General features: G+C 50.3%; 21 protein-coding genes. 12 read left to right on the forward strand and 9 right to left on the reverse strand.

Annotated elements, in window-relative coordinates; all coding sequences use genetic code 11:
* Positions 1 to 61 precede the first annotated feature (61 nt).
* The 5 genes from CRO19_RS22575 to CRO19_RS26175 all read left to right on the forward strand — a co-directional run bounded on the left by CRO19_RS22575 (position 62) and on the right by CRO19_RS26175 (position 4,189).
* Positions 62 to 763: a DeoR family transcriptional regulator gene (locus CRO19_RS22575; protein WP_097098070.1), complete on the forward strand. Its 702-nt coding sequence runs from the start codon at positions 62 to 64 to the stop codon at positions 761 to 763.
* 254 nt (positions 764 to 1,017) lie between these two features.
* Positions 1,018 to 1,665, forward strand: coding sequence for an L-fuculose-phosphate aldolase (locus CRO19_RS22580; protein ID WP_097098071.1), 648 nt, complete (start codon positions 1,018 to 1,020; stop codon positions 1,663 to 1,665).
* 32 nt (positions 1,666 to 1,697) lie between these two features.
* Positions 1,698 to 2,147: a PTS sugar transporter subunit IIA gene (locus CRO19_RS22585; protein WP_097098072.1), complete on the forward strand. Its 450-nt coding sequence runs from the start codon at positions 1,698 to 1,700 to the stop codon at positions 2,145 to 2,147.
* A gap of 26 nt (positions 2,148 to 2,173) precedes the next feature.
* A complete protein-coding gene (locus CRO19_RS22590) occupies positions 2,174 to 2,434 on the forward strand; it encodes an HPr family phosphocarrier protein (RefSeq protein WP_097098073.1) in 261 nt (86 codons plus the stop codon).
* 144 nt (positions 2,435 to 2,578) lie between these two features.
* The gene (locus CRO19_RS26175) at positions 2,579 to 4,189 is read left to right on the forward strand and encodes a PTS transporter subunit IIC (protein ID WP_099686962.1); all 1,611 of its coding nucleotides are present in this window, start codon (positions 2,579 to 2,581) and stop codon (positions 4,187 to 4,189) included.
* Positions 4,190 to 4,239: 50 nt separating this feature from the next.
* Here CRO19_RS26175 and CRO19_RS22605 read toward each other — a convergent pair whose 3' ends face one another.
* From CRO19_RS22605 to CRO19_RS22615, 3 genes are all read right to left on the reverse strand, one after another.
* A complete protein-coding gene (locus CRO19_RS22605; RefSeq protein ID WP_097098074.1) occupies positions 4,240 to 5,250 on the reverse strand; it encodes a 4-hydroxythreonine-4-phosphate dehydrogenase PdxA in 1,011 nt (336 codons plus the stop codon).
* 88 nt (positions 5,251 to 5,338) lie between these two features.
* Positions 5,339 to 6,634, reverse strand: a complete 1,296-nt coding sequence (locus CRO19_RS22610) for an MFS transporter (RefSeq protein ID WP_320204524.1) — start codon at positions 6,632 to 6,634, stop codon at positions 5,339 to 5,341.
* Between the two features lie 121 nt (positions 6,635 to 6,755).
* Positions 6,756 to 7,730 carry a LysR family transcriptional regulator gene (locus CRO19_RS22615; RefSeq protein WP_097098076.1) on the reverse strand — a complete coding sequence of 325 codons (975 nt, stop codon included), beginning with the start codon at positions 7,728 to 7,730 and terminating at the stop codon, positions 6,756 to 6,758.
* 358 nt (positions 7,731 to 8,088) lie between these two features.
* Between CRO19_RS22615 and CRO19_RS22620 the strand changes: the two genes are divergently transcribed.
* The 6 genes from CRO19_RS22620 to CRO19_RS22645 all read left to right on the forward strand — a co-directional run bounded on the left by CRO19_RS22620 (position 8,089) and on the right by CRO19_RS22645 (position 15,345).
* Positions 8,089 to 8,571: a glutathione peroxidase gene (locus CRO19_RS22620; RefSeq protein ID WP_097098077.1), complete on the forward strand. Its 483-nt coding sequence runs from the start codon at positions 8,089 to 8,091 to the stop codon at positions 8,569 to 8,571.
* A gap of 398 nt (positions 8,572 to 8,969) precedes the next feature.
* Positions 8,970 to 9,956 carry an autoinducer 2 ABC transporter substrate-binding protein gene (locus tag CRO19_RS22625; RefSeq protein WP_097098078.1) on the forward strand — a complete coding sequence of 329 codons (987 nt, stop codon included), beginning with the start codon at positions 8,970 to 8,972 and terminating at the stop codon, positions 9,954 to 9,956.
* 262 nt (positions 9,957 to 10,218) lie between these two features.
* On the forward strand, positions 10,219 to 11,739 hold the full coding sequence (locus CRO19_RS22630) for a sugar ABC transporter ATP-binding protein (RefSeq protein WP_097098079.1): 1,521 nt from the start codon (positions 10,219 to 10,221) through the stop codon (positions 11,737 to 11,739).
* Positions 11,732 to 12,721: an ABC transporter permease gene (locus CRO19_RS22635; protein ID WP_097098080.1), complete on the forward strand. Its 990-nt coding sequence runs from the start codon at positions 11,732 to 11,734 to the stop codon at positions 12,719 to 12,721. Before CRO19_RS22630 ends, CRO19_RS22635 begins: the two co-directional genes overlap by 8 nt.
* 1 nt (position 12,722) lies before the next feature.
* Positions 12,723 to 13,676, forward strand: coding sequence for an ABC transporter permease (locus tag CRO19_RS22640; RefSeq protein ID WP_097098081.1), 954 nt, complete (start codon positions 12,723 to 12,725; stop codon positions 13,674 to 13,676).
* A 28-nt stretch (positions 13,677 to 13,704) separates the two neighbouring features.
* On the forward strand, positions 13,705 to 15,345 hold the full coding sequence (locus tag CRO19_RS22645; RefSeq protein WP_097098082.1) for an FGGY-family carbohydrate kinase: 1,641 nt from the start codon (positions 13,705 to 13,707) through the stop codon (positions 15,343 to 15,345).
* A 230-nt stretch (positions 15,346 to 15,575) separates the two neighbouring features.
* Here CRO19_RS22645 and CRO19_RS22650 read toward each other — a convergent pair whose 3' ends face one another.
* The 4 genes from CRO19_RS22650 to CRO19_RS22665 all read right to left on the reverse strand — a co-directional run bounded on the left by CRO19_RS22650 (position 15,576) and on the right by CRO19_RS22665 (position 18,734).
* Positions 15,576 to 16,070, reverse strand: coding sequence for a surface-adhesin E family protein (locus tag CRO19_RS22650; RefSeq protein WP_320204525.1), 495 nt, complete (start codon positions 16,068 to 16,070; stop codon positions 15,576 to 15,578).
* Complete coding sequence (locus tag CRO19_RS22655) at positions 16,067 to 16,690, reverse strand: hypothetical protein (protein ID WP_097098083.1); 624 nt, start codon at positions 16,688 to 16,690, stop codon at positions 16,067 to 16,069. The genes CRO19_RS22650 and CRO19_RS22655 overlap by 4 nt, the downstream gene beginning before the upstream one ends.
* Positions 16,691 to 16,823: 133 nt before the next feature.
* A complete protein-coding gene (locus tag CRO19_RS22660; RefSeq protein ID WP_097098346.1) occupies positions 16,824 to 17,774 on the reverse strand; it encodes a helix-turn-helix domain-containing GNAT family N-acetyltransferase in 951 nt (316 codons plus the stop codon).
* A gap of 84 nt (positions 17,775 to 17,858) precedes the next feature.
* Positions 17,859 to 18,734 (reverse strand): LysR family transcriptional regulator, encoded by an 876-nt coding sequence (locus tag CRO19_RS22665; protein ID WP_097098084.1) that lies wholly within the window; start codon positions 18,732 to 18,734, stop codon positions 17,859 to 17,861.
* Positions 18,735 to 18,832: 98 nt separating this feature from the next.
* Between CRO19_RS22665 and CRO19_RS22670 the strand changes: the two genes are divergently transcribed.
* On the forward strand, positions 18,833 to 19,807 hold the full coding sequence (locus tag CRO19_RS22670) for a nitrilase family protein (protein WP_097098085.1): 975 nt from the start codon (positions 18,833 to 18,835) through the stop codon (positions 19,805 to 19,807).
* Between the two features lie 212 nt (positions 19,808 to 20,019).
* Here the strand turns inward: CRO19_RS22670 and zinT are convergent, their stop codons facing one another.
* The gene (zinT, locus tag CRO19_RS22675) at positions 20,020 to 20,661 is read right to left on the reverse strand and encodes a metal-binding protein ZinT (protein ID WP_097098086.1); all 642 of its coding nucleotides are present in this window, start codon (positions 20,659 to 20,661) and stop codon (positions 20,020 to 20,022) included.
* A 193-nt stretch (positions 20,662 to 20,854) separates the two neighbouring features.
* Entirely contained in the window at positions 20,855 to 22,081 is a 1,227-nt protein-coding gene (gene fucP / locus CRO19_RS22680) for an L-fucose:H+ symporter permease (RefSeq protein ID WP_097098087.1), read from the reverse strand.
* Between the last annotated feature and the right edge of the window lies 1 nt (position 22,082).

Below are 22,082 nucleotides of genomic sequence, written 5' to 3' on the forward strand. Positions count from 1 at the left end.
TGTATATAGCCGCCCAACTTCAGGTATAGTTCTGTCTCTGTTTTTTTAGGTACAGACGGTGATGAAACAGCAGCGGCAGTGCGCAATTCTGGATATTATCGCTGGCCAGCACTCATTGGCCACCAGCGACTTAGCCGCGATGCTAGACGTTAGCATCGAAACGGTACGACGCGATATTCGTGAACTGCACCAGCAGGGCAAAATCATTCGTCAGCATGGCAAGATTAAAGCCTTAGCGGATGATAACAGTGATAACGGACTCTCCTTCGTTGATCGTTTCCGCCGTCACGCCCGAAATAAGAAAGACGTGGTTTCACAAGTGCTGTCGCAAATTAAGCCCAACATGTGTATTGCACTGGATGCCAGCAGCACCTGTTGGTATTTATCTAAGCAGCTCCCCAATATTCCGCTTACCGTCATTACAAATAGTTTTAGAATTTGTTGCGAACTCGAAAAGAAAGACCATATTACCATTATTTCCACGGGCGGAACGTTGATCAGGAAGTATTCGAGCTTTTTTATGAGCAGCGATGCCCTGCCCGCGATTAAATCGAAGAAAATCGATCTGTTTATTTTTTCCTGCGACAGCATTGATAAGATGGGAAACATCTGGGATACCAATAATGGCAACGCTAAGTTTAAAAAATTCGCTTTCAACCTGGCTAGCAATAAGATTTTGCTCATCGATAAGAGCAAAATAGGTTCGCGTGGTGAGTTGAATCTCTTCAACCTCAGCCAGGTCACATCCGTTTTTTACAGTTAACCCCGGTATAACGCTAACGCCCACCTAATCCCCTCCCCATTATTTTACTTTTTATATGCAGTACTTCTACCTTCATAAATGCCCGTTTGATTAAGAAATTTATCAAAAGGGCAAAGAGAAATGTGAGCGCGCCCAGAAAAATTCGCGCATTGTACGCCGAATATATGATTGCCATCACAAGCTGATTTCAATCCTGTGTTGGTGCTCAATGCTGACATTTATAAAAATGAGGAAATTTACCTAAGGAGAAGAAAATGAGCAGAGCACAGATAAGTCAGGACATTATTAATACCTGTCTAAAGATGAGTGCTATGGGCCTGAATCAGGGAACCTCTGGGAATATCAGCGTGCGTTTTGAAAATGGTATGCTGATTACCCCGACCAGCGTGCCATATGAAGATCTGCGCCCGGACGATATCGTTTATGTCGATATGAACGGCGCGGCAGAACCGGGTAAAAATCCCTCTTCCGAGTGGCGATTTCACCTGGATATCCTCAAGTCAAAACCGGAAGAAAATGTCGTGCTGCATAACCACGCCATTTCTGCCACGGCGGTTGCCGTGATGAATAAAGAAATCCCCGCCATTCACTACATGGTGGCCGCCGCCGGCGGCAATGTCATTCCCTGTGCGCCTTATGCCACCTATGGTACCCAGCAATTATCGGAATATGCGGTTAACGCCTTACAGGGTTATAAAGCCACGCTATTACAGCATCACGGTATGATCACCACGGCGAAGACGCTGGAAAAAGCGCTGTGGCTGGCACAGGAAGTCGAAGTATTGGCAAAACTGTATTTGACTATTTTACCCATTATGGATCCCGCGCCAATATTGTCCGATGCACAGATTGACGAGGTGTTGATCAAATTCCACGGCTATGGATTAAGCGATACGCATTAACTCTTTTTCAATCCAACTTAATATTAGGATGAATGATGAAATTAGCTGCTAAAATTGTCGCGGATAATTTATTCGTTACACAACATGTCGCTACTGATTGGCAAGACGCAGTTCAGGCCGGTTGCGCATTACTCGAAGAGCAAGGTTACATCACCGCAGATTATTATCAGGGCATTTTAAATAGCGTGGCAGAGCATGGCCCTTACTTTGTAATTCTACCCGGTATTGCTATGCCACACGCCAGACCTGAGGCAGGTGCGATCAAAACCGGCTGTAGCCTGGTTATTCTCAAAGAACCGGTTGTCTTTGGTCATGAGGATCATGACCCGGTCAGCATTCTTTTCACCATGGCAGCTAAAAATAACGAAGAACTCAATGAAGGCATCCTCATGGAAATTATGACGCTGCTGGATGATGACCACCTTATTGAGCAATTGAAGCATGCTACAGATGGGGAACAGGTACGTGACCTACTTTCCTGATAATAACGTGGCTAAAGGAGAGAGCGATGAAATCAATTGAAATCGTGATCACGAACCCGACAGGACTGCATACCCGACCCGGCGCGAGTTTTGTCAAAGAAGCAAAACGTTTCCAGTCAGAAATCCTGGTAAAAAAAGGCGATAAAATTGCCAATGGAAAAAGCTTAATGAAACTCCTGCAGGTAGGGATTTCTTATCAGGATAAAATATCTATTAGCGCTGAAGGCCCTGATGAAGAGGCGGCACTTAGCGCACTGAGCACCTTTATTTCTTCATTAGAAGATTGAATCGTCAACACCAGGGTCTTCGGTCGTCATAATTGGCGGCTTAACAATAAGCCAGGCATATCTTAGGGTGCGTAGTTATGCGCACCTGCACGATTAACCTTCACGCTTTATAATAATAGAGGTTGCAATATGGTTGCTCTTATAATGCGTTACATTGATAACTTTCTCTCTTATGGCGCAACCATCGTTGTGCCGATATTAATCTTGTTTGTGGCATTATTTTTTCGGGTAAAATTGCTGGACGCCATCAAAAGCGCCATTGCCATCTCAGTGGGTTTTATTGGTATCAATCTGATGATTGGTTTTATGGTGACCAATCTGGGTGCGGCGACCAAATTGATGACCGAACGTTTTGATATCCATTTAACCGTGTTGGATACCGGATGGTCGGTCGGCGCGGCGATATCTTATGCCACACCGCTGGTACTTTGGGTATTTGTACTGCACTTTTTGATTAATGGCATCATGCTTTGGCGTAACTGGACCAACGTGCTGAACGTTGATTTGTGGAATTACTGGCACTTCATCTTCACCGGCGCGCTGGTGTATTACTCAACCGGTTCAATCTTCTTAAGCATATTGGCTATAGCCATCAGTATTATCGTCGTGCTGAAATTAGCGGACTGGGGTGCACCGATTGTCGAGAAGTATTTCCAGATGCCAGGCGTCACTTTCGCCCATCTGGAAACCATCAACTGGCTGCCTGTGGGTTACGGTTTGAATAAGCTGTGGAGCATCATTCCGGGCATTAATAAAATTGGCGAACGGAGCAGCGATTCTGCTGACGTGGCTCTGCATCAAACGACAGCTAAATGTTTGGTATGCTGCCCTTCCGGGGTCGCCACATCTTCAATGATCATTAAAAAGGTACAGAAGCACTTTGATGACCTGAATATTCAGCTTGAGATTTCGCAATGCAAGCTGGCGGAAGTCGAACAGTACGCTCAATCAGTTAAGCCCGACTTTGTGATCCACTCAGCCGCTTTACCGCCGGGAACGCATCTGGATTGTCCGTCGTTTTTGGGCGTGAAAATTCTCGCCGGCGCTGCAGGCAACGAAATTTACGACCAGATTATGGAAACCGTCTTTCACGCGCATCAGCCGGATGACACATCCCAGAGCACGAATGATAATAGGATTGGTGTGCTCTATAAAATCATTGGCGACCCCGGAATTCTTGGCTTACTGATCGGATTAGGCATTGGCTTATTAGCCGGCTATGACATCAAAGGCACCTTAATTCTGATGACTCAGCTGGCAGCCGTGATGATTCTTTTGCCGATGATGACGCGAAAACTCATGGAAGGTTTATCGGCTATTTCGATTGGTGCTCAGAGCTATATGTCGAAGAAGTTCCCGGGAAGAAAAGTCTATATTGGACTCGACGGCGCAATTGCGCTGGGCCATCCCAAAATACTTTCCGTGGGTATTTTAATGGTGCCGTTAACGCTGTTTATTGCTGCAATACTGCCCGGCAATAAGATTCTGCCCTTCGCTGATTTACCCGTTATCCCGATCTTCCTCACCTGGGTAATTATTCCCTGTGCCGGCAATTTGTTCCGCTCGCTGCTCTCATCCATTGTGGTGGTCTGCTGCATTCTTTGGATTGGTACAGCCATGGCACCGTTAATTACTCAGGTAGCACATAACATCGGCTTTAATATTCCACCCGGCGCCAGCGAGATTTCGTCGCTGGATCAGGGATCGCATGTTCTTTCGTTCTTGCTCTGGAAGTTCTTTAGCCTGTTCCATTAATCGTCATGATGCCAGGTGTGCAAGAGTGCGCACCTGGCTGGTCAGTAAAATCAGGCGCGCTTCTGCCGATGACTGATTCCCATGCGGCACGCGAGGTCAAAGGCATTGGCCATCGCCGTGGTTTTTGCCACGCCTTTGCCGACAATTTCATAGGCTGTGCCGTGTGCTGGCGTGGTCACTGGAATCGGCAACCCGCCCTGTACGGTAACGCCAATATCAAAGCCCATCATCTTGGTGGCGATTTGTCCCTGGTCGTGATACATCGAAACAATTCCATCAAACTGACCGTCTCTGGCGCGCAGGAAAATCGTGTCTGCCGGGAATGGACCTTCGGCGGGATAGCCCTGAGTTGCAGCCAGTTCAATGCCTGGCGTGATGATTCTGCCCTCTTCATCACCGTAATTGCCGTTATCACCATTATGGGGATTTAAGCCACAGACCCCGATTTTTGGCTGCGCGACACCGGCGTCTTTTAGCGCCTGCGTCAGCATGCCAATTGCTCTGGCAACTTTTTCTGCAGTTAGCTGGCTCGAAACCGCCGACAACGGGATGTGTGAGGTGACGCGCGCGGTCCAGAGCTTATCCAGAACGTTGAATTCACCGCAAACGCCTTGGTAATTGAGCTCATTTGCCAGCCAACGCATTTCATCCTCTTGCTGCATTCCGCCCAGGCGCATGGCGCCTTTGTTCAGAGGACCAAAGCACAGCGCATCGGCCTGCCCAGATGCAACCATCTCAACGCCTATTTTCAGCGATTCGAGGATAAATACGCCGTTATCTTCACTCACTTGCGCCGGCGCAATGTGGCGGTGTAAGCCTGGCCACTGCGGAATTGATAGCCAATCAGTGGCGGTGGGTAATGCAACGCCTTTACTGCGAGCCGCCGCTTCAAGCGCGGGCATATTCGCGATCAACGTTACATTCGCTTTGCGTGCCGTTTGCGGATCCGCTAGCAGTGTGACAATAACCTCGGGACCAATGCCCGCGGCATCGCCTACAGCGAGCACAATATGGGGTTTATCGGTTTCGGCGAAGGTTTGACGCAAAGTTTCATTTGTCATGGCGAATTGCTCCTCAATTTTATAACGGGCAGAGGCAAGCCTCTGCCGAAGAAAGTGGCATAGGGAATGACGGGATAAGCGCTAAAAGTTAGCCCAGCAGCGATTGTGTCTCTGCGGGTTTATGTTGTGAGATGTCCTCAACCGAGATGTCCGGACGGATCCATTGGGTAAAAATAATGCCAAGGATCAGGAAGCCAATCGCACCCGCAAAAGGCAGCGTCCAGCTTCCGGTCATATCGATCATCAGACCGAAAATAATCGGGGAAATAATGGTCGCCATTGCGGCACCGAAGTTGAGCATGCCACTGGCAGTTCCTGCCGTTTTTGGCGCAACGTCCATCGGAACAGCCCATATCGGCCCAATGGTTAACTCCAGGAAGAAAAATGCAGCACTCAGGCACAGTGCGATAGTGATGACGTTATGACTGATCAGCACCGGGATAAAGAAAATGAGCCCGCCCAGTAAGCTGATGGTGATCACGCCCTGACGGGCCAGCGCCAGACGACCGGTGCGCTTTAAGATGAAGTCGCTGATCACGCCGCCGGTTAAATCGCCCAGCACACCGGCAAAGAACACCCCGGATGAATAGAGCGCTGAGCTTTTGATATCGAGATTTAACGACTGCATAAAGAAGATCGGCATCCAGCTGAAAAACAGCGTATTAGACCAAACCATGCAGAAGTAAACCGCGATCGTCGCGCGCATGCGACGCAGGATGGTCCACCATGAGTGTGGCAGCGAGTCGCCTCCCTCCTGAACGTTTTCCCGACGCGGCAGCAAGGCTAATTCCGCGTCTGAAACACCGGGGTGCTCTTCGGGTGTCTCTTTGAAGTAGACCAGCCACACCACCAGCCACAACGCTGACAGAATGCCCACCGCGATGAAAGCCGCGCGCCATGAATGCCATGCAATCAAAATGGCCACCAGCGGAGGCGCTACAGCGTTACCAAGGCGCGAGAACGAGTGAGTCAGCCCTTGAGCCATACCTCGTTTAGGTTTTGGTACCCAGTTGGTAATCGCTCTTGCCTGCGCCGGAAGCGCAGCACCCTCGCCAATACCCAGCAAAAGGCGTGCTAAGCACAATGAAACCAGCCCACCGATCAGGCCGGTGCATACGGTCGCTACGGCCCAGATGATACCGCAGACGATAATGGTGCGACGTGCGCCGAAGCGATCCGCCACCCAGCCACCGACCAGTTGAAAAATAGCGTAGGTGTAGCCAAATGCTGAAAAAGCGATACCGAGTTCAGTATTGGTTAGCCCCAGTTCCGCTTTTAGCGGTCCTGCAGCGGCGGCCAGGTTAACGCGATCCAGATAAAGGATAAATGACATGGCACAGAAGATAATCAGCATATTTCTGCTGATGTGGGACTGAGTTTTCAAAATTGCCTCCTGCTTTTATGTAATTGGGGCAGTCGTTGTAGGGTATGTCGCCCTGTCAACTATGCTGCAATCAATTACGCGGAAGCTATTAACAATTTGGATATACAGCGTTAACAATATGTCAATGCGTGGCTTCGCTGACGTGACTCAGTAGCGTAAGAATACTCTCCGTCGCCATTGACTGAGCTTCATGCGCCTGATGGCACAACACAAACTGACGCTCAGCCAGTGGATCGTGCAGCGATAAATGTGCAAATTCAGAAGTGGAGATAATTTGACGAGCCACGCTTTCAGGCATGAGTCCAATGCCAATCCCGCAGGAAATCATCGCTGCCATGCTATCGAAGCTGCCAACGCGAATGCGCATCTTCAGCGGCTTATCCAGCCGGCGCGCCAATTGGGTGAGCATAATCGAGATGGAAGCGCCTTCGGTCAGCCCAATCAGATCGTGCTGCAACAGTTCGTTCGCCGTTAACAACTGTTTGCTGGCAACCCACTCGGCCAGCGGATGGTCAATTGGCGTGACGACGCAAAGACGATCGTGGCGATACGGAATCAGCGGCAGCGAAGCATGGCTGACGGACTGCTCATAGATGCCAATATCCGCCACGCCCCGCTGCACTGCCTGAATCACGCTTTCACTATTCATCTCATGCAGATCAATATGAATATTGGGATAGAGCTGATGGCTTCTGCGCAGATCGTCGGTGAGAAATTGCAATACTGCCGAGGTGCAGGCAGCAATGCGTACCACACCGCGATTGCCTTGCAGAAAGGCTTGCATGTCATCCTGCATCCGTTCGGCGGCATGCAAAATAGAGCGTGCATGCGCTAAAATCGCGCGGCCCGCATCGTTCAACGCCATGCCATGCGGCAAGCGGACAAACAGCGGCATGCCGAGTTGCTCTTCCAGCTCGCGAATGCGTCGCGAGGCGGCGGCAGGCACCAGGTGCAATTGTGCGGCGGCGTGTGTGATGCCGCCAAGCTCCGCCGTGGCAACAAACACTCTTAACGTCACCAAATCAAAGCGTATTCCTGGGGCTATCCGATAGGCGTTACGCTCTTCGGACGCATGCGAAGCCAGATTTTTGCCCATAGTCTTAGCCCTGATAGTCAATGTCTGAAGGGAAGGTTATGCCGGCGCCGACTTCGTGCGCGGTCGTTGTTCTGGCGGCATGCTCATGTCGCTGACGCCAGCTCGTGACTTTAACACTGACGCGAAAAGTGACGGCCGGCGCATGTTAATAAATGTGATTTGGATGCCATATAATCGGCAAAATGTTAATTTTTAACACAGCGAACGCTGATAAGCGGAAACATTTCACATGTCATAGCGGTTTTTTCGTAGAGTGCACATTCATGCGCACTGGTATAAAGAGGCATTTTTCTGCTTAAGTGAACGGCATTAAGCGATAAAGGTCGACATTAAATTAGTTCTGCTTTGGGATTCGACTATGACAACCTTTCATCAGCTTTCCGCCGTTCGTCTGGATGGCAAACATGTTTCCATGGCCGACTACGCCGGTAAGTTGGTTCTGGTGGTGAACACCGCCAGCCATTGTGGCTTCACACCGCAATACACTGGCCTTGAAGCGCTGTACAAGAAGTACGCCGTCGAGGGTCTGGTGGTGCTTGGTTTCCCCTGCAACCAATTTGGTAAGCAGGAGCCCGGAGGCCCCGACGAAATAGCGCAAACGTGTCGCATCAACTACGGTGTGAGCTTCCCGATATTTGAGAAAGTGGAAGTTAACGGAACCGCCACGCATCCGGTATTTCGTTATCTGAAAAACCAACTGCCCGGTGTGCTGGGTGGGCGAATCATGTGGAACTTCACTAAATTCCTGATTGGACGCGACGGCAAGCCGCTTAAACGTTTTGCGCCATTTACTCCCCCCGAGAAAATGGAAGCGACGATCCTTGCTGCACTGGAAATCTAATTTCTACTTTTAGATTTAATCCACCACCAGTAATACAGCCTGGTTACCTGCTCACGTGACCCTGTTCACAGTTTGTGCAATTAAAATCCGCGGCCTTAATCTTCCCGCAAAGGGACGCCTGGCCAGCCTGCATATGTAACAATATTGTTTATTAATTGATGCCACTTGGTTAACAAAAGCATTGTAAATTCGATTATTACATCACTCTCATGCCTTAATAATCGCGTTATTAACATTAAATTAACACATTAAATCATAGAATTTAACACATTCGGGTGCTGATCACATTTTGTTCACATTTGCGCGAAAAGCGGTATCCCCTTCAGTTAATCTCTGATCGCGGATTTAATAACTATCGTCTGTTCCCCCTAACTGAACATCATAAGAAAGGTACCATAATGAAATTTAACCTCGCATTGGTCAGTGCATGTGTGGTTTCAGCATGCATGTTATTTACAACACCGTCATTCGCCGCCAAGCCTTACGATATCGCCGTCGTCGCTAAAGTCACCGGTATTCCCTGGTTCACCCGCATGGAAGTTGGCGTCAAAGAAGCCGCGCAGAAACTGGATGTCAACGCTTATCAGGTCGGTGCCGCCACTCCGGACCCAGCCCAGCAGGTCAAGGTGATTGAAGATTTGATTGCCAAAAAAGTTAACGCAATCATCGTGGTGCCAAACGATGCCAAGGTACTGGAACCGGTGCTTAAAAAAGCCCGCGACCAAGGCATCGTCGTATTAACGCATGAATCACCGGATCAGCAAATTGGGCAATGGGATGTCGAAACCATTGACAGCCAGAAATATGCTCAAGCCAACATGGACGAGTTGGCAAAAGATATGGGCGGCAAAGGGGGTTACGCCATTTACGTTGGCTCGCTGACCGTGCCACTGCATAATGCCTGGGCAGATGCCGCAATTAAATATCAGAAAGAAAAATACCCGGATATGCATGAAGTGACTTCACGCCTGCCGGTAGCAGAAAACATTGATAAGTCCTATTCCACCACGCTGGATTTAATGAAAACCTATCCTGATTTGAAAGGAATAATCGGTTTCGGTTCGCTCGGCCCGATCGGTGCCGGTCAAGCTGTCCAGCAGAAGCGTGCGAAAAATAAAATCGCGGTGGTTGGCATCGCCATGCCCGGCCAGGCTGCGCCCTACCTGATGCGCGGTGATATTAAGAAAGCGCTGCTATGGGATCCGAAAGATGCCGGTTTCGCCTTAGTCACGATTGCCGATCAGTTGCTGCAGGGTAAAGAAGTCATCAAAGACCTGAGCATCGAGGGACTGGGTAAAGCCGATGTAGATATGGATAAGAAAGTGATCCGCTTTAATAAAATTCTTGAAGTGACACCAGAGAATGCGAAATCGCTTGGGTTCTAACCCGATCTTTTAATTCTTTTATTTTACGGAGCAATATTCGCTCCAGCGCCACACCAGGCAAATAGAAACAAATACGGCGTTGTGCGCTGTGCCGTATTTGAATTCTACTCTGACATCGAAAACGTATACCTTCAATCATTCGAGTTGGGGCAAGGTTGCAAATGAGTAAACCCGGCAGAGCTGACCTATGTTAGCGTTTCGGGTGAACGAGTACAGCCAACGCCTCCGCTGGAACCCGGTCGGGTATGTTTAAGGATCTGTGATGAATACTCTCAACACGTCCCCTGCCCCTGCTGAGGCCTTTATCAGCCTCGAGAAAATCAGTAAAAGGTTTCCCGGCGTATTAGCATTAGACAATCTCAGCCTGACACTCAATAAAGGCGAAGTGCATTGTCTTGCCGGTCAAAATGGCTGCGGCAAAAGTACGATTATTAAAGTGATTTCCGGCGTCTATCAGCCGGAAAAAGGCGCGGCCATTACTCTGGACGGAAAACTATTTCATACTCTCACGCCGCAGCTGTCGTCTTATTATGGCATTCAGGTTATTTATCAGGATCTGTCTTTATTCCCAAATTTGTCGGTGGCCGAAAATATTGCCATTCACCGTTATTTGCCGGGCGGTGATTTTTGGGTGCATCGCGCGGCCATGCGCAAAAAAGCCGTGGCGGCGATGCAACGCGTCGGCGTTGCTCTGGATCCGGATCGTAAAGTCGAAAAGTTGTCGATCGCCGACCGCCAGTTAGTGGCAATATGCCGTGCTATCGCCGCTGACGCCAGTCTGGTGATTATGGATGAACCCACCGCGTCACTGACCCGCACAGAAGTAAACGGCCTGCTGCGCGTGGTGAATGAGCTGAAAGCCGCCGGGATCTGCGTGGTGTTTGTCAGCCATCGTCTGGATGAAGTGATGGAAGTGGCCGACCGCATCAGCGTGATGCGCGACGGCAAACTGGTTGGCACCTATCCGGCCAGCGAACTCGATAGCAATGAACTGGCCTTCCTGATGACCGGCCAGCGTTTTACCTACAGTCACCTGCCCCATCGTGCCTCTGCCGACGTAACGCCGCTGCTGGAAGTGAGCCATCTGAGCCGCAAAGGGCAATATCACGATATCTCGCTATCGCTGCGCCAGGGCGAAATCACCTCGATTGTCGGCCTGCTTGGCTCGGGGCGTACGGAACTCTGTCTGAGCCTGTTCGGCATGAGCCAGCCCGACAGCGGAGAGATCCGCATCAACGGCCAGGCGGTGCAATTCCACTCGAACCGCGACGCCATCCGCCACGGTATAGCCTATGTGTCAGAAGATCGTCTGACGCAGGGGCTCATCATGGAGCAATCCATCTATGACAACACGCTGGTCTCAATTTTCGACAAGCTGCACACCGTCGCAGGATTGATGGATCACCCTAAAGCCGCGTCGGTAGTGAAAGATCTCATCCGCGATCTGAATATTAAAGTCTCAGATAGCCGCTTACCCGTGAAGACCCTTTCTGGCGGTAATGCGCAGCGTATTGCCATTGCCAAATGGGTGGCAACGCGGCCACATATCCTGATCCTCGATTCACCCACCGTGGGCGTGGATATCGCCAATAAAGAAGGGATTTACCGCATTGCGCGCGATTTAGCGGAGTCCGGCATGGCGGTGCTGATGATTTGCGATGAAATCCCGGAGGCTTATTACAACAGTCACCGCGTGCTGGTGATGCGCAAAGGCGAACTGGTGGCGGAATTCGCGCCGCATCAGAGCAGCGAAGCGCAGATTGCGGAGGTAATCAATGGATAACAAGGCGCTCTCGAAGCTGTTTTCTCAGCATGAATTCTGGTTGGGATTACTGGTGCTGCTGCTGGTGATAGGCCTGAGCGTCAGCACCAGCGAGTTTATGACGCTGGGTAACCTGACTGACGTCGCCACCAGCTACGCCATTTTGGGTATTCTGGCCTGCGGCCTGTTTGTGGTGCTGATCGCCGGCGGCATCGACATTTCATTTCCGGCCGTCACCTCCATTGGTCAGTACGTGATGGCAAGTTACATCATTCACCACGGCGGCAGCTTTCCGCTGGCATTTGCCCTGGCGATGGGAAGCGGTTTGCTGCTTGGGCTGGTCAACGGTTTTCTGGTGTACTGGCTGCGCGTTCCGGCCATCATTATCACGATTGCCACGCTTAACCTGTTCTATGGTTTGCTGGTGTATCTCACCAACGGCACCTGGTTGTACGGTTTTCCCGACTGGTTTATGAACGGCATCAACTGGTTCTCCTTTACCGCCGCCGATGGTTACGACTATGGCCTGACGCTGCCACTGCTCAGCCTGCTGGGCGTGATTATCGCAACCGGGGTGCTGATGAACCGCACACGCGTGGGTCGCCAGATTTATGCCATGGGCAGTAATCGTGACGCGGCTTCTCGTCTTGGTCTGAATATCCTGCGGCTGCACTTTTACGTCTACGGTTTTATGGGATTGCTGGCGGGCATTGCTGCCGTGGTTCAGGCGCAAATTACGCAGTCGGTCGCGCCTAACTCCCTGCTCGGTTATGAGCTGACGGTGTTGGCAGCAGTGGTGTTAGGCGGCACCAGCATGACCGGCGGACGCGGCTCGCTGACAGGCACCATTCTGGGTGTGATGCTGCTGGCCTTCCTGCAAAACGGCATGACCTTGCTAAGCATTTCATCTTACTGGCATCAGGTTTTCAGCGGCGTGATCATTCTGGTCAGCATTAGCAGCACCGCGTGGAATGAAAAGCGCAAACTCGCAAAGGGGATGTGACATGACAACCTTAAACCGATTCTTACCCGGCGATCACATTATCCGTTTGCAGTTGCTGATCATCGTCGCCGTTGCCGTGCTGTTCTCATTTACGTTGGGCGGCAGTTTTTACAGCATTGGCAATTTCCAGTCGATTGCCTCGCAGTTACCGATTCTGGGTATGCTGGCGCTGGGGATGGGTATCACCATGTTGACCGGCGGTATCAATCTTTCGGTCATTGCCGGTGCCAACGCCTGTTCACTGGTGATGGCGGCCATTCTGGTGGCGCACCCAAACCAGCCTGGCTATTTCGCGCTGGCGATGTTCGCCGGCCTGCTGGTGGCAATGGTCATTGGCGTGCTCAATGGCGCGCTGATCGCCTATATCGGTGTGTCGCCGATTCTGGCGACGCTCGGGACCATGACGCTGATCGCTGGGCTGAATATTCTGCTCACTAACGGCGCCGTGATTTCCGGCTTCCCGTCGGCGATTCAGTACCTCAGCAACGGCAGCCTGCTGGGCATTCCTGTTGCCCTGCTGTTATTCCTGCTGGTGGCGCTGCTGTTGTGGGTCTTACTTGAACACACCACGCTCGGGCGCAGCCTGTATCTGATGGGTTCCAACGAACAGGCCACGCGATTCAGCGGTGTTAATACACATAAAGTCACCATCGCAGTGTACGTGCTTTCCGCTCTGCTTGGCTGGGGCGCGGCACTGCTGATGATGTCCAAATTTAACTCGGCTAAAGCAGGCTACGGCGATGCCTATTTGCTGGTGACCATTCTGGCCTCCGTACTCGGCGGAATTAATCCCGACGGCGGTTTCGGACGGGTCATCGGGTTAGTGCTGGCGCTGATCGTTCTGCAAATGCTGGAGAGCGGCCTCAACCTCATGGGCGTCAGCAGTTACCTGACCATGGCCCTGTGGGGCTGCGTCCTGATCCTGTTTATCGCTCTGCAAAACAGAAAATCCTAAGCGAACGTTTTTTACGAAGGGAAAAAACATGGCGAGTTATTTTATTGGGGTAGACGTTGGAACCGGCAGCGCCCGCGCGGGCGTCTTCGACATGACCGGGCGCATGGTTGGCCAGGCCAGCCGTGATATTACGTTGTATCGCCCGAAAGCCGATTTTGTTGAGCAGTCTTCCGATGAGATTTGGCACTCCGTTTGTAACGCCGTTAAAGACGCGGTTAATCAGGCGGATATCAACCCGATTCAGGTGAAAGGCATAGGTTTTGACGCCACCTGTTCGTTGGTGGTGCTGGATAAAGAGGGTAAACCGCTGACCGTAAGCCCGTCCGGGCGCAGCGAGCAGAACATTATTGTGTGGATGGATCACCGCGCGATTACTCAGGCGGAACGCATCAATGCCACCGGTCATCGTGTGCTGGAGTTTGTCGGCGGGATTATTTCCCCCGAAATGCAGACGCCAAAACTGCTCTGGCTGAAACAGCACATGCCAACCACCTGGAAGAATGTTGGCCATCTTTTTGACCTGCCTGATTTTCTGACCTGGCGCGCCACGCAGGACCCTACGCGATCTTTATGTTCCACCGTCTGCAAATGGACGTATATCGGTCACGAAGATCGCTGGGACACTAGCTACTTCCGCCAGATAGGTCTGGAAGATTTATTAGAAAAAAACGCGTCAAAAATCGGCAGCGAAGTGAAAACCATGGGTGAACCGCTGGGGCATGGTCTGACGCAGCGCGCCGCCGCCGAGATGGGGCTGATCGCGGGTACAGCGGTCAGCGTCTCAATTATTGATGCCCACGCCGGCAGCCTTGGCATTCTTGGTGCCAGCGGCGCATCTGGCGAATCGGCGGATTTCGACAATCGCATCGCGATGATTGGCGGTACGTCCACTGCGCATATGGCGATGTCGCGTAGCGCGCGCTATATCGGTGGTATTTGGGGGCCATACTATTCGGCGATTCTTCCGGATTACTGGCTGAATGAAGGTGGACAATCCACCACCGGCGCGTTAATTGACCATGTGATTCAGTCACACCCGTGTTATCAGGACCTGCTTAAACAGGGTAAAGACAGTGGCAAAACCATTTATGAAATACTGAACGGCATACTGCGCAAAATGGCTGGTGAACCAGAAAATATCGCGTTCCTGACCAAAGACATTCATATGCTGCCCTATTTTCACGGCAACCGTTCACCGCGTGCCAATCCGACGCTGACTGGCACGCTGACAGGTCTGAAATTGTCACGTACGCCGGAAGACATGGCGCTGCAGTATCTCGCCACCATCCAGGCGCTGGCGCTCGGCACCCGGCATATTATTGAGACCATGAACCAGAGTGGTTACCGCATCGATACCATGATGGCGAGCGGCGGCGGCACCAAAAACCCGCTCTTTGTGCAGGAACATTCCAATGCGACAGGCTGCGCGATGCTATTGCCGGAAGAGAGCGAGGCGATGTTACTTGGCAGCGCCATGATGGGTACCGTTGCGGCGGGCGCCTACGACTCTTTGCCGGAAGCGATGGCCGCCATGAGCCGCATTGGCAAAACCATCACGCCGCAGACCAACAAGATTAAAGAGTATTACGATCGTAAATACCGCGTATTCCATGAGATGTACCACGACAGCATGAAATACCGCCAGCTGATGCAGGGGAAAACCGAATAAATGCGGAAGAAGAATTTAACCTGGCGTGTCATGGCTGGCTTGCGTCGAGCAACCGCAGACGTTTCAATCATTAGGGTGAGCGAATCAACGGAACGTTGTGAGTGGTCGAAGCGTTAAGTAGAAAGGTACACGCCAGAGAAGCTCCCTATTCTCTTACTTATTGCAGATGGCCCACAATAAACATAGGCCATCTGCTTCAGCATGGAGCGTCAGGTTAAGATGAATGGTAATTAATCCAATAGCGGTTTGCGGTTTTCTTTCGCCGGCTCTGGCTTAAGTCTTTCTACGGGAATGCTGCACATGCTTTCAGCAATTATCCCGAAAAGAGAGTCTTTCGGGTAAGTTTCCCATTGGCCCACATCCGGTGACGCATGAATAAGATCGCCCTCCGCGAACGGTTTGGAAAAGAGTGTACGACCCATAACGGCACGCTGATTTTTGTCGCAGTTAATCACATCGATTGCCCGAGAACTTGAAACGTAGACGGGTGGATTTTTTATAATCTGCGTCTGCTTCGCGTAGTTATTGATGAAATAAAACCGGCGTAAGTGGCTATTACCCTGGTACGTTGAAATCACCCTGAAATCGACATATGACGTCACGCGCTCATCTGCAAGAACTTTTATAAAACCAGCCGGTGCTTTAGCGGGCGTTTGCGGCTGGGGTGTAGTGGTCCCGGCACAGCCCGACAGCATAAACAATACCAGCCATGTCAACTTTTTCATTTTGCTGCCCCACCGGATAAATCAGGTCGTAATGTGGTGAGCATGTCAGGCGTTACATTTCCCTGAACTGAACAGAGCAATAATGTTCCTTCTTTGCCTTTGCTGAGCATTAAGAGCTTTTCGGCACTCTCTTTTGCCGGGGCAATACCCGACACCGCCTGTGCATTTTTTTCCCAAACACTGTTTGCGTCTGCTTTAATCATCGCCTGAGAGATATAATCATCCCCTGCCTTACTCCACGTTAAATGATCGAGCCTGGACATGACCTCTTCCGGTGATTCTTTGAAAACCAAGCCCCAGTAATAGTATTTACCGTAACTGATTTCATCGAGATTGCTGGTTTGCAGAAAATATCCCGCTATTTTCAGGTTTAATTCCTGAAGAGATTGGGTAAACCAGATGGTGCCGTTACCGTCAACAGGCGCTTTGAACCAAGCCTGAAAGTGCTTATCCACCGTTAACGGTGCTACGCGGCTGAGTTTGGCTCGCTGATGATAAATCTCACTGAAAAATGTTGTGTCGCAACGCGTCAGGCTTTGCGTCAATGTATTGGCGTGAAGAGGTAACGTTACCCCTGTCATTCCAAGCATGAATCCAATGGAGCAGATAACTTTACGCATGTAATATCCATATAGTAAAAAAACGCTATCTATATCGGCACACTGCGATAAGACTTTACGCTTTTTTCTGTTACTTCATTACCGTGCATATTAAAAAATAGAACGAACCGCACGTCGTGCGGTTATTCATTCATTATCGCGCCAACCGAGTGAACTGCTGCTCTGTAACACGGCTTCCCCATTGGTCACCCTGCCACTCTTTGGTTAATTCAAAATCAAATGACTCATAAAGACGCCGTGCCGCTGTCAATTTATTGAACGTCCAGAGCTGAATGGCTGAAAATTCCTTTTCATCGCAAAACTTCATAGCGGCGGAAATGAGTTTTTTGCCCACGCCATTACCACGACAACCATCGTCAAGGATGAACCATCGCAAGTGCGCCTCATTGTTTCCAAGATCTTGCCCATCGATTGCTACCGATCCAACAATGCGATCGTTTTGTATGGCCAACCAGATCTCATTACATGGCCTTTCCAGACGTCCTGAAAATTCCGCCAGGCCTGCTGCAACCTTGCTTTCAAAAACATAGCCAAACTGATGTTCTCTTGCATAATAACTGCCATGCATTTCAGTGATACGGCCAATCATTCCGGCCCGATACCCCTTAACGATTTCGCAACTGGTCGAAGAATCTACCACACTGTTTTCACGACAGGCTTTAAGAGCAGCGGCATAAGCGCTGAGACCTTGTGAAACGGCCTGCTGCCGTATGGGATCCAATTTCTTTAACGCGCCCATAACGCGTTCATTACTGAACTCATTGATTTTTCGCACTGTTTCTTCGCCTTTCGCGGTTAAACCAAGCTGCTTAATTCTGGCATCCTCAGTTGAAGGCTGTTCTTCCAGTTCACCAATATTGACCAGTTTGGACAACATGCGGCTAACACTGGACTTCTCAAGTCCCAGAATCTGAACCAGTTGAGCCGCAGTCATTAATCCCCGGGCTTCAATTTCCAGCAAAGTGTGAACAACGGAAGGAGAGTATTGAGTCGCTGCGAGAGTGTGGTTCATGAACCCCAACTCCCGCACCATTTGACGCGAAGCGACACGAATATTTTCAACCATCAGCGATTCAGAGCGCATAAACATTAACCCTCAACTATTAGTTGTATGATACAACCATATGCATTGAGTCTTTGTCAATATGATTAAATGAAACGCTATGGCTTACTCTTCTTTATTAATCGTCATCGCCTTTCTTATGCTGGCAATAAAATTGTCGCGTATTACATCCTCATGATTTGCATTCCAGGCGATACCAACCTGCCAGCTCAGCGATTCTCCCGTTAACGGAATAATAACCAGTTCTGGCGGCGCTATATGAACCACACTATAAGGCAAAAGCGCAACGCCCGTTCCCGCAATCACCAGCGCGACAATGGTTTGTATATCGTCAGTCTCCTGAATAGAGGAAGTAAAAAGGGCATTGTCATGCAGATAGCGATCAATCTGCGCATTTAAACCCCGCCCGCGCGTGGTGTGAAGTCGCAACAGCGGGACTTTTTTTAACCAATCGGCAACGCTAAATGAAGATGTTGCCGGCGCAACCAGAACTAATCGATCGGTAAATAATGGCAGGTAATCAAGCGCTACGGGTGGAGGAACCCTGACAAATCCTAACTGAAGCTCGTCGTTCAGCAGCATGTCGTATTGCAGGAAGGATGCTTGATCCGTTAATGAAACCTCAATACCCGGATACTCACGGCGATATTCAGCAATACAGCGCGGAGCAAGGTAAAAGCTCGAAAGACCGAACCCCACTGCAATATTCCCTTCAATCCCTTTTGAAACCTGCCCAGCATGATGCATGAATAACTGGGTTTGCCGAACAACCTTTTCTGCCTGTGGCAGTAGGCGTCTTCCTGCAACCGTCAGTATTGCTCCGTGGCGGCCACGTGAAAATAAAGGCATGTTCACTATAGATTCAAGGAGATGAATCTGCTTGGTCAGCGCCGGCTGCGAAATATAGAGCGCGCGGGCCGCCTCCGCATAATTTCCTTTTTCAGCCAGCATCACAAAGGCGTTTAGCAACCGGGTGTTCATATTTACATTCCAGGATGTTATCGAAAAGGGAAATAAATTGATTATACAGTTATCGGTCGCTCCTGTGTAATTCAGTTCCGATTCCGAGGAGAAGCATCATGCCCACATTAACCACCTTAAAGGCTGCAACCGTACAGTTTCAGCATCAAGCCAATAACAAACACTATAATCTGCTGATAATGGAGAAATTTATTGAGAAGGCGGCGCTTCAAGAGGTGAAGATTCTCACCTTTCCAGAAATGTGTATCACCGGCTACTGGCATGTGCCCAAACTCACCGCTGCTGAGGTGGCTGCTCTGGCTGAGCCGGTTGAAACCAGCCCTTCCCTGATGTTAATCCGTTCTCTGGCGATTAAGCATCAAATGCTTATTGGCGCGGGGCTTATTGAGCAAGCCGAGGATGGCCAACTCTATAATGCTTACGTTGCCTGTATGCCAGATGGATCATTGCACACGCACCGTAAACTTCACGCTTTCGAACATCCCGCAATCAGCAGCGGCGACGGGTTTACGGTATTTGAAACACCATGGGGGGTAAAAGTAGGCATCTTAATTTGCTGGGACAATAATCTGGTGGAAAACGTGCGTGCAACGGCATTGATGGGTGCGGATATCCTGCTCGCCCCCCATCAAACCGGCGGTACTGATTCCCGTAGCCCGCATGCGATGAAGCCGATTCCTCTCGATTTGTGGGCGGAACGGGAAACGCGTAAAGATGAAATCACTGCGGCATTCAGAGGCCAAAGCGGCCGGGAATGGTTAATGCGATGGCTGCCCGCACGCGCGCATGACAACGGATTGTTCCTTCTTTTCAGTAACGGTGTAGGCGCCGATGACGACGAAGTACGCACCGGCAATGCGATGATCCTGGATCCCTATGGAAGAGTGATTGAGGAAACCTGGGCCGCTGAAGATGCCATGGTCAGCGCTGAGCTGGATTTGACCCTGCTGGCAATGAGTACTGGACGCCGCTGGATCCACGGTCGTCGGCCAGATTTATACCAGATTTTGACGCAACCGCAGGGGTATGAACGCGATGCGATTAGCGCACGGTTTTCAGATGAAATACCTTAATAAACCACCAGGCCGCTGACACAAAGCTGCATACAGGATGTTTGTGAGCAACGTTTCATGGCTAGATGCAAAACAGCCTGTAGTGGAACAGGCTGTTATTAATGGAACGTAGCCTCTATTCACCCTTTTCTTGATGTCTCGCGTTAAGAAGCGGACGTCAGAGTCCGGCTCATAGCCTACCAGCGACGAAAGCATCCTTTATCCCTGAGGGATCAGTGATGCATTAGGTCATCAACAATTTCCTGTTTGGTCAGCTGATAGGGGAAAAATGTTGGCCAATTCTCCAGCTCTTTATAGAGCGCATCTTGTGATACGTTGCCGGTGAAAATATGAAAGTGCGATGATTTTCTCGGACTAATAATATGATCGCTAAATTGCACAAATTTAGGGGCTGCGCTTTTGTTATCGGTACATTCGAAAAGATAGCGAACGCCTCTTTTTCCTGATACGTAATTGAGGACCTTGTACCCTTTATAAGTATATTTACAGGCGTTAACTTCTCCATTGGCGGTAAATTCCATCATCCCGTTTTCAATGCCAATATCTGTAATATTGCTGGCATAGCCCTTCAAATAGTAATGCTTAATATCCTCAAATGATTTTCGTTGATCGGCTTCCGCCTTCTTGCGGAAAACCGGATCCAAACTGCCATCTTTGGCATATGGATAGATAGACTGCCATACGCCATCCCAGTCAGAGAGCGGTCGGTCTTTGATATCGCCATCATTAAAAATACCTTTTGCCGCACTCACCTCTGTCGCGGTGAGTGGCGCACCGTGTGAATGATGGGCATGTGAAAAGGCGTGTGAACTGAATACTAATCCCACAACGACTAATGACTTCTTAATTTTCATAACATTAACCTTATATGTCAAAGTAAATGTTATAACATAACAATTAACAAACTGTTATTGCTAATTTCATTTTGCTACCCGCTCTAAGCCAAACACGCCTGCTTTACTCCTGCCTGGCGGCATGTAAGGGCGATCCCGCAGCATCGCCCTTGCCCTGCTCTTATCAGCCTCGCAAGCTAACGTGAAGACGTCATTATGAATGTCTCCGCTGCCTCAGCGCATAAACCAACACCACGACAAAACACAGCAGCGGTAAACTGTAAGCCACGGCCGTGCTGACGTGGTCAGAAATCAGCCCCATGAAGTAAGGCATAATTGCACCACCCACAATCGCCATGATCATAAACGAGCTGGCCTGTTTAGTGGATTGCCCGAGATTTTTCACGCCCATAGCAAAGATGGTGGGGAACATGGTGGACATAAAGAAGAAGATGGCGATCAGCGCGATAACGGAGACATCGCCTGCGCCTAACATCACAATGGCGCTCAGGACGATGTTGATCAGCGCGTAGGCCGCCAGCATCGCCGCTGGTTTAACTCTGCCCATTAGCCAGGTGGAAAAGAAACGTCCCAGCATAAAGCAGATCATCGCAACCGAAAGCATATAAGCCGCGCTTTGATTGGTCACGCCATGCCAGTGCTCGGTGGCGTAGTTAATAAAGAAGGCACCTACCCCAACCTGAGCGGCAACATAAAAGAATTGCGCAATCACCCCGCCGACAAAATGTTTTTGCTGCCATAGCGTGGCACCGGGCTGCTGCACATGCTCGCTGGCGGCCTCACGAATATCCGGTAACGCGGTACGCTTAAATAACAGCGCGATAGCGATAACCACACACGCAATCACCACATAGGTCATTTTGACGCTGTCCTGCGCGGCTTCCTGGCTGGCGTGGGTGAAGAACAGCGAGCCGCCAATCATAGGCCCGACAAACTGCCCAAGACCATTAAAAGATTGCGCCAGATTGAGACGACGCTCGGCGCCGTTGGCATCGCCCAGTACCGTAGCGTACGGATTAGCCGCGGTTTCCAGGCAGCCAAGCCCGCAGGCAAGCACGAACAGCGCAAACAGAAATACCGAGAAATTATTGACCATCGCCGCCGGCACAAACAGCAGCGCGCCAAGGGCGTACAGCGATAATCCCGCCAGGATGCCAGCCTTATAGCCATGACGACGCATAAAATAACCGGCCGGCAGCGCGATGATAAAATAGGCACCAAAATAGGCCGCCTGTAATAATCCCGATTGGGCTTTGGTAACGCTTAACGTTTCCTGAAAGTGTTTATTAAGAACATCCAGCAGGCCGTATGACACGCCCCACATAAAAAACAGGGTAGTAATCAGCATGAACGCCCAGCGCAGACTAATAGTTCCCCCGACGCCAATGTTTTCTGGCGTCTCGACGCGTTGTGTAGACATG

The organism is Candidatus Pantoea floridensis (assembly GCF_900215435.1).
Taxonomy (GTDB): Bacteria; Pseudomonadota; Gammaproteobacteria; order Enterobacterales; family Enterobacteriaceae; genus Pantoea; species Pantoea floridensis.